The sequence below is a fragment of the Streptomyces sp. NPDC007088 genome (genome assembly GCF_042869355.1).
In the GTDB taxonomy this organism is placed as follows: Bacteria; Actinomycetota; Actinomycetes; order Streptomycetales; family Streptomycetaceae; genus Streptomyces.
Map to the genome: position 1 here is coordinate 129,501 of NZ_JBIAFO010000005.1, position 13,433 is coordinate 142,933.

Genomic DNA, 13,433 nt, shown 5'->3' on the forward strand with positions numbered 1-13,433 from the left:
TGCTTGACGCGGCCCGGAGCGAGGCGCGAGCCGCTGAACCGGGAGTACACCCAGGGATTGCCCAGCCTTTACCCCTGAGCGCTACGATCGCGGCAGCATGAAGGCGGACATTTGTCCTACTCATGGTGCAGCCCCCCATCCCCGCCGCCTCGGTGAGAAGGTAGTACGCCTATGTTCGGAAAGATCGGCGCCCCCGAGATCATCCTCATTCTCGTCGTAGTCGTCCTGCTGTTCGGCGCGAAGAAGCTTCCCGACATGGCCCGTTCGCTCGGCAAGTCGGCCCGCATCCTCAAGAGCGAGGCCAAGGCGATGAAGTCCGAGGGCAAGCAGGACGAGGCCGCGCCCGCCGACCCGCCCGCCGACCAGTTCTCGCAGCGCACCATCCAGGCCTCTCCCGGTGACGTGACCAGCTCGCGACCGGTCGCCGAGCCTTCGGACACGAGCAAGCGCTGACGCGGGGCCGGCGACGGCCGGCCCCGCCGCACGAGATGAGGACGTGGGTTGCTAAAGCCTGCCCGCACAAAAAAGGAGAAGGATCCCGAGGGGCGCATGCCGCTCGTGGATCACCTGCGTGAGCTGCGCAACCGGCTCGCGAAAGCCGTCCTGGCGATCGTGGCCGTGGCGATCCTCGCTGCCTTCTTCTACACGGACATCATCGACTTCCTCACCGGGCCGATCCTGAAGTCCGTCGGCTGCGGGGACACGTTCTCCGAGCTGGCCAAGACCAAGGAAACCCCGTGCGCCCACATCGTGCTGAGCGGGCTGCTCGCACCGTTCACCCTGGCGCTCAAGGTGTCCCTCACGGTGGGCGTGGTCGTCGCCTCACCGATCTGGCTCTACCAGCTGTGGGGGTTCGTCGCGCCGGGGCTGCACCGGAGCGAGAAGAAGTACGCCCGGTCCTTCGTCGGCGTGGGGGTCCCGCTCTTCCTGCTGGGCGCGTTCCTCGCCTACCGGATGCTGCCCACCATGGCGCGCGTCCTGCTCGGCCTGACCCCCGCCAACGCGGAGAACCTGCTCCCGCTGGACGACCTGCTGAACCTGATCACCCGCATGGTGCTGGTCTTCGGTATCTCGTTCGAGCTGCCTCTGCTCCTGGTGATGCTCAACCTCACCGGCATCCTCACCGGCAGGAGGATGCTCAGCTGGTGGCGGGCCATGATCATGGGCATCACGGTCTTCGCCGCGGTGGCGACTCCCAGCACGGACCCGGTCAGCATGCTCACCCTCGCCGCCCCGATCTGGGTGCTCTACTTCGGTGCCACCGCCTTCTCCCTGATCCACGACCGGCGCAAGGCCGTCCGTGAGGCACAGGGGCCCGCCGACGACGAAGCCTCCGAACTCGACCTCACGCCGGAGGACATCGGGGAGATGGAACCCGTCGCCGCGCCGCGCGCTCTCCCCGAGCAGTCCGGCGGCGACCGGGACCGGATCAACGGATACGACGACGTGACCTGAGGCGGCCCCCGCTCCAGTAGGGTCGGGCCGTGACCAGCGAGATCACCCTCTTCGTCAACCCCACCGCGGGCCGCGGCCGGGGCGCCCACGCGGCGCAGCCGGCCGCTTCCGCGTTCCGGGACGCGGGCTTCCGGGTCCGTACGATCGTCGGCGCGGACGCCGGGGACGCGTTGCGGCGCGTCCGGCAGGCCGTGGCCCAGGGGACGGACGCCCTGGTCGCCGTGGGCGGCGACGGGCTCACCGCCCTCGCGCTGCGGGCGGTCGCCGGTACCAGCACTCCGCTCGGTGTCGTCGCGGTCGGCAGCGGCAACGACTTCGGGCGCTCGCTGGGACTGCCGGTGCGCGCCCCCGCCGAGGCCGCCCGGATCGTCGCGCACGCCCTTGAGGAGCGCCGGTACCGGGAGCTGGACCTCGGCCTGATCGGTGAACGCTGGTACGGCACCGTGCTGGCCACCGGCTTCGACTCCCGGGTCAACGACCGGGGCAACCGGATGCGCCTGCCGCTCGGCCGCTTCCGCTACGATCTCGCGATCCTCGCCGAACTCGCCGCCTTCGCACCGGTGCGCTACCGCATGCGCCTGGACGACGGGCCCGTCCAGGAGGTGGACGCGACCCTCATAGCCGTCGGCAACAGCACCTCCTACGGCGGCGGTATGCGGATCTGCGCCGAGGCCCGCCTCGACGACGGTCTCTTCGACATCACCGTCGTCGGCCCGTGCAGCCGCACCACCCTGCTGAAGGTCTTCCCCCGTGTCTACCGGGGCACCCACCTCGGCCACCCCGTGGTCACCACCCACCGCGCCGCCCGCGTCGAACTCGACGCGCCCGGACTCACCGGCTACGCCGACGGCGAGCCGCTCGGACCCCTGCCGCTGACCGCGCGGTGCGTCCCCGCGGCCGTACGGCTGCTCGCCCCCTGAGGCGTGCCCGGCCGGACAGCCGATCATGATTAATGATCGTGCTCTGTCGGTGTCGGCCGGTAGGCTCGAACGCACGATGACAGAGGATCTCTCCCCGGCGGAGCGGTACGCGGCGGCCCGTCGGCGCGCCGCGGAACAGGCCACCGCGCTCGGTGCCTTCCGCGAGATGTACGAGTTCGGTCTCGACCCCTTCCAGATCGAGGCCTGCCAGGCCCTGGAATCGGGCAAGGGCGTCCTGGTGGCGGCGCCCACCGGATCGGGCAAGACGATCGTGGGCGAGTTCGCCGTCCACCTCGCGCTGCTCCAGGGCAAGAAGTGTTTCTACACCACCCCGATCAAGGCGCTCTCCAACCAGAAGTACGGAGACCTCGCCCAGCGCTACGGCGCGGACCGCGTCGGGCTGCTCACCGGTGACAACAGCGTCAACGCGGACGCCCCGATCGTCGTCATGACGACCGAGGTGCTGCGCAACATGCTGTACGCCGGGTCACAGGCCCTCTCGGGTCTCGGCTACGTGGTCATGGACGAGGTGCACTATCTCTCCGACCGCTTCCGGGGCGCGGTGTGGGAGGAGGTGATCATCCACCTCCCGCCCTCGGTGACCCTCGTGTCGCTCTCCGCGACCGTGTCCAACGCCGAGGAGTTCGGCGACTGGCTGGACACCGTGCGCGGGGACACCCAGGTGATCGTCTCCGAGCACCGGCCCGTCCCCCTCTTCCAGCACGTCCTGGCCGGACGGCGGATCTACGACCTGTTCGAGGAGGGCGGCGGCCGCAAACGGGCGGTCAACCCCGACCTGAGCCGGATGGCCCGCATGGAGGCCAGCCGCCCCGGATACGGCGGCGGAGGCAGGCGCCGGGGCCGGGAGGCCGACCGGGAGCGGGAGCGGCGCCAGCGCAGCCGGGTGTGGACCCCGGGCCGCCCCGAGGTGATCGACCGGCTCGACGCCGAGGGACTGCTGCCCGCGATCACCTTCATCTTCAGCCGGGCCGCCTGTGAGGCCGCCGTCCAGCAGTGCCTGGCCGCGGGGCTGCGGCTCAACGACGAGGCCGCCCGGCTCACCGTCCGCGAGATCGTCGAGGAACGCACCTCCTCCATCCCGCCCGAGGACCTGCACGTGCTCGGCTACTTCGAGTGGCTGGAGGGCCTGGAGCGCGGCATCGCCGCCCACCACGCGGGGATGCTGCCGACCTTCAAGGAGGTCGTCGAGGAACTGTTCGTGCGCGGCCTCGTCAAGGCCGTCTTCGCGACCGAGACCCTCGCGCTCGGCATCAACATGCCCGCCCGCTCCGTGGTCCTGGAGAAACTCGTCAAGTGGAACGGCGAGCAGCACGCCGACATCACCCCGGGCGAGTACACCCAGCTCACCGGGAGGGCCGGCCGGCGCGGCATCGACATCGAGGGCCACGCCGTCGTGCTGTGGCAGCGCGGGATGAACCCCGACCACCTCGCGGGCCTCGCCGGCACCCGTACCTACCCGCTGCGCTCCAGCTTCCGCCCCTCGTACAACATGGCGGTGAATCTGGTCCAGCAGTTCGGCAGGCACCGCTCCCGGGAACTCCTGGAGACCTCCTTCGCGCAGTTCCAGGCCGACCGCTCCGTCGTCGGCATCTCGCGCGAGGTGCAGCGCAACGAGGAGGGACTGGCGGGCTACAAGGAGTCGATGACCTGCCACCTCGGGGACTTCGAGGAGTACTCGCGGCTGCGCCGGCAGCTCAAGGACCGCGAGACGGAACTGGCCAAGCAGGGCGCGGCCCAGCGCCGGGCCGCTGCCGCCGCCTCGCTGGAGAAGCTGCGGCCCGGGGACATCATCCACGTGCCCACCGGCAAGTACGCGGGGCTCGCCCTGGTCCTCGACCCCGGGATGCCGGCCGGCCGCACCGGCGGCCACCCTCGCGGTTTCGACCAGTTCGACGGGCCCCGTCCCCTCGTGCTGACCGCGGAGCGCCAGGTCAAGCGGCTGGCCGGGATGGACTTCCCGGTGCCCGTCGAGGCGCTGGACCGGATGCGGGTCCCCAAGTCCTTCAACGCGCGCAGCCCGCAGTCCCGCAGGGACCTCGCCTCCGCGCTGCGCACCAAGGCCGGGCACCTCGCGCCCGAGCGGCACCGCAAGGGCCGCGCGGCGGCCGCCGACGACCGCGAGATCGCCCGGCTGCGCACCGAGATCCGCGCCCACCCCTGCCACGGCTGCGCCGAGCGCGAGGACCACGCCCGCTGGGCCGAGCGCTACCACCGGCTGCTGCGCGACACCCGGCAGCTGGAGCGGCGCATCGAGGGCCGGACCAACACCATCGCCCGCACCTTCGACCGGATCGTGGCGCTGCTGACCGAGCTGGACTACCTGCGCGGGAACGAGGTCACCGAGCACGGCCGCCGGCTGGCCCGGCTGTACGGGGAGCTGGACCTGCTGTCCGCGGAGTGCCTGCGCGAACGCGTGTGGGAGGGGCTGAGCCCGGCCGAACTGGCCGCCTGCGTCTCCGCCCTGGTCTACGAGTCCCGCTCCGGGGACGAGGCGGTCACCCCGAAGGTGCCCTCCGGCAAGGCCACCGTCGCGCTCCAGGAGATGGTGCGGATCTGGGGCCGGCTCGACGCGGTCGAGGAGGACTTCGGCATCAGCCAGACCGAGGGCGTCGGCCAGCGCGAGCCCGACCTCGGCTTCGCCTGGGCCGCCTACCGCTGGGCCTCCGGCACCGGGCTGGACGAGGTGCTGCGCGAGGCCGAGATGCCCGCCGGGGACTTCGTGCGGTGGACGAAGCAGGTCATCGACGTGCTCGGCCAGATCGCCGCCGCCGCGCCCGGCGGCGGCGACAGCACCGTCCCGAAGAACGCGCGCAAGGCGGTGGACGCCGTACTGCGCGGGGTCGTCGCCTACACCTCCGTGGGCTGAGGCGCGGGGACGCGCCGGGCGGGCGGGAAGGCGGTAGCCGTCGCGAGCGGCCGGCGGCGACCGTAGGGAGAGGCACGCGGTAAAGCAGGAGAAAGTGGGAATGCGCCCTTCCGGGTAGCCGGGGGGCGCATTCCCATTTTCGTGCGCCCCCGGTCGCGGGCGCCCCTGAGGAGCGCTTCGGGAGGGGTCGATTATCTGTTCGCCAAGGGGACCGAATGGGGGACGGGGGCGGTTCTGACCTGCGCAGTTGCCTTCGTTTTCGGTGGGCGTGCGATTGTTCGAATTTCTGTGTGGCGTATAAATGGGCTCGATTCTAGGGCTCCCCGGAATCCCGAGGGTGACGCTTACGGAATATGACACAGGGATCATTCCGTCGCACTAGGCTCGCCCGCATCGCGCCGGCTGAGGAAAGCCGTGACGCGCCCCACGTCCGTACCTGACTCCAGGGCGTGCCATACCCCCGTCAACTGTGCAGAGGGCCTTACATGGTGAGTGTTCAATCGCCCCCCCGGGGCCGGCCGGCCCCCCTGCTCCGCGTGTCGCTGACCGTCCTGCTCCTCGCGGCGGCCACGGCGGCAGCCGCGCTGGGCGTGACCGAGCCCGCGCGGGTGCCCGTCATCTGCTGCGGCGTCGTCGCCGCCCTGATCGCGCTGAGCCTCACCGCGGAGGTGCTGCGCGGCCACCGGGCGCAGGAGCACCTGACGCGCGCCCACACCCAGGAGAAGGCCGCGCTGGAGCGGCGGGTCGCCGAGTACGACGCCGAGACCTACCGGATGGCCAACGAGGTCATGCCGGTCGCGCTGGAACTGACGCTGCGCGGCCACCGCGCCACCGTCACCGAGAACAAGGTGCTGGCCGCCAAGCGCTTCGCCAATCTGCCCACCCCCCAGCGCCACATGCTGCGCGTGTTCCTCGACGCCATCGACGAGGGCGAGAACGTACGCTCCGGCATCCGGTTCGCGTTCATCAGCACCACCCGGCGCATCCAGGCCATCGCGCACACCCTGGCCGCCGAACTGCGGGAGATGGAGGAGGACCACGGGCGCAACCCCGAGGTCTTCGACGACCTCCTGCGCATCGACCACTGCAACTCGCTGATCACCCGGTACGCCGACAACCTCGCGACCATCGGCGGCGGCCGTCCCAGCCGTCAGTGGGCCGAGCCCGTGCCGCTGTTCAGCCTGTTGCGCGGATCGATGTCGCGCATCAACGACTTCCCCAGGATCGAGCTGGAGAACATCCCCGACATCCCCATCAAGGGGACCATGGTCGAGCCGATCCTCCAGGCCGCGGCCGAACTCATGGACAACGGCGCCCGCTACTCGCCGCCCGCCGCCAAGGTGCACGTCACCGCGCTGCGGGTGCGGGCCGGAATCGCCATCTCGGTGGAGGACGCGGGCGCGCCCTTCGACGAGGAGCTCCAGCAGCGCGCCATGCGCGTCTTCGCCCACTCGGCGACCGGCCGCGACCTCGGCGAGTACAAGGGGGAGCCGCGTACCGGCATGTCCGTGCTCGGCCGGCTGTGCCGGCTGTACCGCATGACCCTGGAACTGCGCTCCTCCGCCTACGGGGGGCTGCGCGCGATCCTCATGGTGCCCGAGCACATGATCGAGGGCATCGACTACGTCGCTCCCGGCCGGGCGCACGGGATCGGCGCGACCGCGGTGCCGCGCTACGACGAGAACGGTCAGCTCATCAAGGAGCGCCGTCGCAAGGGCAAGCCCGAGGGCCGTCGACTGGCCGGGCCCCCGCTGCGCGACGCGGACGGCGAGCCCATCAGGGAAGCCGAGATGCCCGTCTTCACCGAGCGGACGGCGGAAGGGCTCCCGCAGCGCCGCCGCCGCAGCGAACACGTCTTCGTCCCCCAGGACGCGAGCGAGATCGACCCCTTCGCTCCGGCACAGCGCGGGCCCTGGGAGAAGAAGACCGCTCCGGACCCCTTCGGCAGGGACGAGCCGGAGCCGGAACAGCAACTCCCCGGCCTCGCCCTGGAGGCGTTCCTGGCCGGAGTGAACGGGACTGAGCAGTCCGAGCGACAGCCCGGTACGGCCGGCCGCAGCGATGCCGGCCGCGACGACATCGACGAGGGGGATCACCGGTGATCCAGCGCGATTTCGACTGGATGCTCAAAGAACTCTCCGACAGCCTGCCCGGGGTGCACCAGATCGTGGTGCTCTCCGCGGACGGGCTACGGGTGGCGCGGTACGGGGGCGAACCCGACGCGGCCGACCGCATCGCCGCCGCCTGCGCGGGTCTGCAGAGCCTGGCCAGCGCGGTCAGCCAGGAGATCCCGCGCAGCGACGGCACGATGCGCATGGTGATGATCGAGGTCGACGGCGGGCACTTCTACCTCATGTCGGCGGGCACCGGGGCCTATCTCGCGGTGCTCACCGACGTACGGGCCGAGGCCGGTCTCGTCGGTCACCACATGCGCGATCTGGTGGCCCGGATCGGCCCCCATCTCGCCAGCCCGCCCCGCAGGCGCGGGGCCCCGAGCCTATGACCACACCCCCGCGGCGCAAGCGGCGCACCCCCGAGGCCCCGGCCGAGCGGCACGATCAGCCGCCCGATCAGGAGCAGGACTCCACGCCCGGCAGGCTCTACGCCATCACGGGCGGGCACGAGGGCGGGCGCGGCGCACTCGACCTTGTCACCCTGATCGTCGCCCGGGGCACCCCGCCGCCCGCGCTACAGCCGGAACTCGTCTCCGTCCTGCGGCTGTGCGGGGCCCCGCTCTCGGTCGCCGAACTGTCGGCGTACCTGAAGCTCCCGTTCAGCGTCGTGACCGTGCTCCTGACCGAACTCCACTCGCTCGGGCTCGTCCAGGCTCGGCAGCACACCGTGCGGCCCGCCCAGCCCGACCGTTCCCTCCTCGAAGCGGTGATGCATGGACTTCAACGGCTCTGAGACCGAGACCCTCCCCGGGCCCCGGAGCGAGGACATCCTGCCCGAGACGGCCACCTCGGCCGTGAAGATCGTCATCGTCGGGGGCTTCGGGGTCGGCAAGACCACGATGGTCGGTTCGGTCAGCGAGATCAGGCCGCTGACCACCGAGGAGACGATGACGCAGGCAAGCATCGGCGTCGACAGCCTGCGCCGGTCCACCAACAAGACGGACACGACCGTCGCGATGGACTTCGGCCGCATCAGCGTCAGCGAGCAGATGGTCCTCTACCTGTTCGGCACGCCCGGCCAGGAGCGCTTCTGGTTCCTGTGGAACGGCCTGTTCGAGGGGGCGCTCGGCGGCGTCGTCCTCGTCGACACCCGGCGCCTCGAATCGAGCTTCGACGTCATGGGCCGGCTGGAGGAGAGCGGGGTGCCCTTCGTCGTCGCCGTCAACTGCTTCCCCGGCGCCCCGGAGTACACCGCGGAGACCCTGCGGGCGGCCCTCGACCTGCCCGCGGCCGTCCCCATCATCATGTGCGACGCCCGCAAGCGCCGCTCCAGCCGGGACGTGCTGCTGACCCTCATGCGCTACCTGTACGCGATGGCCGGCGCCGCCCACTGAGCGAGCCCGGCGCCGACGACCACCAACCGCAGCGACGAACCCGGAGCGAACCACCGTGACCACCGACCTCCCCTTCAGTACGGCGGGCGCCGGCGCACCGCCCCCCGGCTGCCCCGCCCACGACGGTTCCTTCGGTCCCGGCGGACTGCGCCGCATCCACGGACCCGAGGCCGAGAAGGACCAGCGCGGTTTCTACGAGGCCCTGCGCCGCGAACACGGGCCCGTCGCCCCGATCCTGCTGCACGACGACGTACCGGCCTGGCTCGTGCTCGGCCACGCCGAGAACGTCTATGTCGCCACCCATCCCGAGGAGTTCTCCGTGGACTCCCGGCACTGGCTCCCGCTCAAGGAGGGCAGGGTACGGCCCGACCACCCCATGGCGCCGATCTTCACCTGGCAGCCGGTCTGCGCCTTCGTCGAGGGTCCCGAGCACAAGCGGCTGCGCGGGGCGGTCACCGACAGTCTGGTGGGCGCCGACGGCCGGGGGGTGCGCCGGCTCATCCAGGACTCCACGATCCTGCTGGTCAACGAGTTCTGCGAGGACGGGCACGGGGACATCGTGTCCGACTTCGCCACCCGCCTGCCGATGATGGTGATGCTCGGCCTGCTCGGTCTGCCCGAGGCGTACGACGACCGGCTGGTCCAGGCCGCCCAGGACCTGATCAAGGGCACCGAGACCGCCAACGCGAGCAACGAGTACCTCATGGTGATCCTGCGCCGGCACGTGGAACGCCGGATCGCCGAACCCGCCGAGGACTTCACCGGCCGGCTGCTGGCCCACCCCTCGGGGCTGACCGCGCAGGAGGTCGCCGAGCACCTGCGCATCGTGCTCATCGCCGCCTACGAGACCACCGCCAACCTCATCGCCAACGCGGCCCGGATCGCGCTCACCGACCGGCGGGTGCGGACCCGGCTCGGGGCCGGGCAGATGACGCTCCAGGACGCCACCGAACAGGCGCTGTGGGACGAACCGCCGTTCAGCGCCCTGCTCGGCCGCTACGCCGTCGAGGACATCGAGCTGGGCGGGCAGCGCATCCACAAGGGGGACGCGGTGATGCTCGGGTTCGCGGCCGCCAACACCGATCCCGCGATCCGGCCCGACCTCAAGGCGAACCTGCGGGGCAACCGCGCGCACCTCGCCTTCGGCGGCGGACCGCACGCCTGCCCCGGGGCGGACCTCGGCCGCTCCATCGCCGACCTCGGCATCGACGAGCTGTTCACCCGGCTGTCCGACGCTCAACTGGCCGTGGAGCCCGAGGAACTGCGCTGGTCGGGTTCGATCCTCTCGCGCCATCTGGTCGAGGTGCCGGTCCGGTTCGCCCCCAAACCGCAGGTGGACCCGAGGACGGTGGACGCGAGCGGCGCCCCTCGGCAGCCCGACGACATCGACTGGCTGCTGAGCGACGACGGCGCCTCCCTCTTCCGGCCGGTGAGCCGCCCCAGCGTGCTGCCCGAACCGGCCCCGGAGCCCTTGCCGTCGTGGGGGCTTCCCTCGCAGGGCCCCGGCCTGCTGGAGCCGGGACCCACCCGGGAACCGGGGCGCGAGTTCGTGCCCGTGTCGGAGCTGTTGGCGGCCGAGGACGAGCCCTCGCCCCGGTCGCGCCCCGAGGAGCCGCGGGGGGAGCCGGTGCTCCCGCCGAGTGGAGCCGACCCTTCCGTCCCGGCGGAGGGGACCCGGCCGCGCGGAGTGCTCGGCCGGGTCAGGAACTGGTTCGGCGCCGGATGACGGACCTCAGCCGGTGGCCCCTCCGCCGGCGGCCGCCCCGTCGATGGCACCTTCCCCGGTGATCTCCTCGCCGGTGGCCGGCCCGTCGGTCGTCCACCGCCCGTGGTCCGTCCAGGCGAGCAGGGTGCGCCGGCTCTCGAAGGCCCGTGGCTCGCCCGTCACCGGATCGGTGAACTCCAGCACGCGGGAGAGCAGTTGGAGCGGGCGCCGGTAGTCGTCCGGGGCCGGGTCCCGCACCTCGGGATACACGGGGTCGCCGAGCAGGGGCAACCCCAGGGCGTTCATGTGCACCCGGAGCTGGTGTGTGCGGCCGGTGCGGGGCAGCAGACGGTAGCGGCCCAGGTCACGCGTCCCGGCCGGGCCGGAACCCGGCGGGGCGGCCACCGGGCGGTGTTCCAGCAGTTCGATCTCCGTGACGGCGTTGGGCTCGCCCGGCTGCTCCCGCGCGGCGATCACCCCGCGGTCCTTGACGATACGGCTGCGCACGGTGCGCGGCAGCGCGAGCGCCGGATCGAAGGGGGCGATCGCCTCGTACTCCTTGTGCACCCGCCGCTCGGCGAACAGCTTCTGGTACGCGCCGCGTTCGCCCGGCACCACGGTGAACAGCACCAGCCCGGCGGTGAGCCGGTCCAGCCGGTGGGCGGGGGAGAGGCCGGGCAGGCCGAGGCGGCGGCGCAGCCGGGCCAGCGCCGTCTCGGTGATGTGGCTGCCGCGCGGGGTGGTCGCGAGGAAGTGTGGTTTGTCGGCCACGACGAGGTGTGCGTCGCGGTGCACCACCTCGATCCCGAAGGGCACGGCCGCCTCGGGGGCGCGCTCGCGGTGGAACCACACCGAGCCGCCCGGCAGGTAGGCGGTGCCCGGATTCACCGGCCGGCCGTCGGCCGTGACGACCGCGCCGTCGCGCACCATGGCCTCGACCTCCCCGGCCGGAACCGGCAGGCGCTCCACGAGGTGGTCCAGGACGGTGGGCCAGCGGCGCTCGACGGGCAGGCGCAGCCGTACCGCGTCGATGCCCTCGCGCTGGGGCAGGGGCGAGGGGGCTCGGCGTGACCTGCGGCTCATGGGGCCAGCGTACGGGCGCGCGCGTCCCCGTCCCGCACGCCGGGCGCCCAGGGCCACCGGCGCTCAGGCGGCCGGCTGCTGTTCCTGCTCGGCCTCCACCTGGGCGTTCCAGTCGCGCTTGGACGCCTGCCAGCCGTCCTCGTTGTGGCCCAGGCGCCAGTAGCCGGAGATCGACAGCCGCTCGCGCGGGATACCGCGCTCGACCCGCAGGCAGCGGCGCAGCTCCTTCACGAAGCCGGCCTCACCGTGCACGAAGACCTCGACGTCCGAGGAGGGGAAGTCGAGCCCGCGCACCGCCTCCACCAGGGCCTCGCCGACCGGTCGCGCGCCGCGGTGCAGCCAGGTGATCGCCACCCCGTCGGGCGCCTCGGTCTTCTGCTCCTCCTGCGGGCCCGAGACCTCCACGAAGGCGTGCACGAGCGCCCCGGCCGGCATGGCCTCCAGCGCCGCGCCGATCGCGGGCAGCGCGCTCTCGTCGCCCGCAAGCAGGTGCCACTCCGCCTCGGCGCGGGGCCGGTAGCCGCCGCCGGGGCCGGCGAGGTGCAGCACGTCGCCGGGGCGGGCCCGCGCCGCCCAGGGACCGGCCAGGCCCTCGTCGCCGTGGACCACGAAGTCGATCGTCAGCTCCCCGGTCCCGGCGTCCCAGTGCCGGACCGAGTACGTGCGGGTGGCGGGCCACTGCTCGCGGGGCAGCTCGGCGCGGATCGCCGCGAGGTCGAAGGGCTCGGGGTAGACCGCGCCCTCGGCGGGGAACAGCAGTTTCACGTAGTGATCCGTGAACTCGCCCGCGGAGAAGGCGGACAGCCCCTCGCCGCCGAACACCACCCGCTGCATGTGCGGGGTGAGCCGTTCGGTGCGCAGGACCTGCGCGGAGTGCGTCGTCGGTGCCTTGCGTACCGGCCGTTCAGCCATGCGGACTCCCTGCTCGATGTACTTAGGTAACCCTAAGTTAACACCATGCGGGGCTCAGGCCGCGAGGGTGCGCAGCAAGCGGTCCAGGGAGCCGCCCAGCCCCCAGCGGTCGGCGAGCGCCATGAGCAGTGCGGCGTCGCGCGGCTCGCCGGGCAGGGCCGCGTCGAAGCCCTCCGGCACCTCCAGGTCCCGGGCGACGTGGACGACGGCCGGCGCGACCGACAGATAGGGCCTGGCCTCGTCCAGGCGGCGGCGCTGGGCCGGGGTCAGCGCGGAGCGCGGATCGTCCACCGCCGCCATGATCCCGGCCAGGTCCCCGTGGGCGGCGAGCAGTTTCGTCGCCGTCTTCTCCCCGACGCCCGGCACGCCCGGCAGCCCGTCGCTCGGGTCGCCGCGCAGGACGGCGAGATCGGCGTACCCCGCGCCGTCCACGCCGTACTTCTCGCGCAGCAGCGCCTCGTCCGTCTCCTGGAGGCTGCCGACGCCCTTCAGCGGATACAGGACCCGCACCCCGCGGGCGTCGTCCACCAGCTGGAAGAGGTCCCGGTCGCCCGTCACGATGTCCACCGGACCCGCCGCCCGGGTGGCGAGGGTGCCGATCACGTCGTCGGCCTCGTACTCCGGCACGCCGAGCCGGGCGATGCCGAGGGCGTCGAGCACCGCCTCGATGACCGGGACCTGCGGGCTGAGGGTGTCGGGGACCTCCTCGGTGTCCGGGCCGGATGGAGTGGTTTCGGCCACCCGGTGCGCCTTGTAGGTCGGGATCAGGTCCACCCGCCACTGGGGCCGCCAGTCCGCGTCCATGCAGGCCACGAGGGCGTCTGGGCGGTGGTCCTGGACCAGGCGGGCGATGAAGTCGAGCAGCCCGCGCACCGCGTTGACCGGAGTCCCGTCCGGGGCGCGCACCGATTCCGGGACGCCGAAGTAGGCGCGGAAGTAGAGCGAGGCGGTGTCCAGGAGCAT

Annotated in this window: 12 protein-coding genes; 9 read left to right on the forward strand and 3 right to left on the reverse strand. The window is 72.3% G+C overall.

Annotation, left to right across the window (positions count from 1 at the left end; all coding sequences use genetic code 11):
* Positions 1 to 171: 171 nt before the first annotated feature.
* The 9 genes from tatA to ACFYMP_RS10240 all read left to right on the forward strand — a co-directional run bounded on the left by tatA (position 172) and on the right by ACFYMP_RS10240 (position 10,496).
* Positions 172 to 453, forward strand: a complete 282-nt coding sequence (gene tatA, locus ACFYMP_RS10200; RefSeq protein ID WP_388853612.1) for a Sec-independent protein translocase subunit TatA — start codon at positions 172 to 174, stop codon at positions 451 to 453.
* A gap of 48 nt (positions 454 to 501) precedes the next feature.
* Positions 502 to 1,455 carry a twin-arginine translocase subunit TatC gene (gene tatC / locus ACFYMP_RS10205; protein WP_388853615.1) on the forward strand — a complete coding sequence of 318 codons (954 nt, stop codon included), beginning with the start codon at positions 502 to 504 and terminating at the stop codon, positions 1,453 to 1,455.
* Positions 1,456 to 1,484: 29 nt separating this feature from the next.
* Positions 1,485 to 2,375: a diacylglycerol kinase gene (locus tag ACFYMP_RS10210; RefSeq protein ID WP_388853618.1), complete on the forward strand. Its 891-nt coding sequence runs from the start codon at positions 1,485 to 1,487 to the stop codon at positions 2,373 to 2,375.
* Positions 2,376 to 2,451: 76 nt separating this feature from the next.
* Positions 2,452 to 5,262, forward strand: a complete 2,811-nt coding sequence (locus ACFYMP_RS10215; RefSeq protein WP_388853621.1) for a DEAD/DEAH box helicase — start codon at positions 2,452 to 2,454, stop codon at positions 5,260 to 5,262.
* A gap of 536 nt (positions 5,263 to 5,798) precedes the next feature.
* On the forward strand, positions 5,799 to 7,364 hold the full coding sequence (locus tag ACFYMP_RS10220; RefSeq protein ID WP_388853624.1) for an ATP-binding protein: 1,566 nt from the start codon (positions 5,799 to 5,801) through the stop codon (positions 7,362 to 7,364).
* A 20-nt stretch (positions 7,365 to 7,384) separates the two neighbouring features.
* On the forward strand, positions 7,385 to 7,765 hold the full coding sequence (locus ACFYMP_RS10225; protein WP_388854267.1) for a roadblock/LC7 domain-containing protein: 381 nt from the start codon (positions 7,385 to 7,387) through the stop codon (positions 7,763 to 7,765).
* Positions 7,762 to 8,169 carry a DUF742 domain-containing protein gene (locus ACFYMP_RS10230; protein ID WP_388853627.1) on the forward strand — a complete coding sequence of 136 codons (408 nt, stop codon included), beginning with the start codon at positions 7,762 to 7,764 and terminating at the stop codon, positions 8,167 to 8,169. The genes ACFYMP_RS10225 and ACFYMP_RS10230 overlap by 4 nt, the downstream gene beginning before the upstream one ends.
* Positions 8,150 to 8,770, forward strand: a complete 621-nt coding sequence (locus ACFYMP_RS10235; protein ID WP_388853630.1) for an ATP/GTP-binding protein — start codon at positions 8,150 to 8,152, stop codon at positions 8,768 to 8,770. The genes ACFYMP_RS10230 and ACFYMP_RS10235 overlap by 20 nt, the downstream gene beginning before the upstream one ends.
* A gap of 55 nt (positions 8,771 to 8,825) precedes the next feature.
* Positions 8,826 to 10,496, forward strand: coding sequence for a cytochrome P450 (locus ACFYMP_RS10240; RefSeq protein WP_388853633.1), 1,671 nt, complete (start codon positions 8,826 to 8,828; stop codon positions 10,494 to 10,496).
* Positions 10,497 to 10,502: 6 nt separating this feature from the next.
* On the opposite strand, the gene ACFYMP_RS10245 is transcribed toward ACFYMP_RS10240, so the two are convergent.
* The 3 genes from ACFYMP_RS10245 to ACFYMP_RS10255 form a co-directional block, all read right to left on the reverse strand.
* On the reverse strand, positions 10,503 to 11,558 hold the full coding sequence (locus ACFYMP_RS10245) for a pseudouridine synthase (RefSeq protein ID WP_388853637.1): 1,056 nt from the start codon (positions 11,556 to 11,558) through the stop codon (positions 10,503 to 10,505).
* Between the two features lie 63 nt (positions 11,559 to 11,621).
* Complete coding sequence (locus tag ACFYMP_RS10250; protein ID WP_388853640.1) at positions 11,622 to 12,470, reverse strand: siderophore-interacting protein; 849 nt, start codon at positions 12,468 to 12,470, stop codon at positions 11,622 to 11,624.
* A 54-nt stretch (positions 12,471 to 12,524) separates the two neighbouring features.
* Entirely contained in the window at positions 12,525 to 13,433 is a 909-nt protein-coding gene (locus ACFYMP_RS10255; protein ID WP_388854270.1) for a 5'-3' exonuclease H3TH domain-containing protein, read from the reverse strand.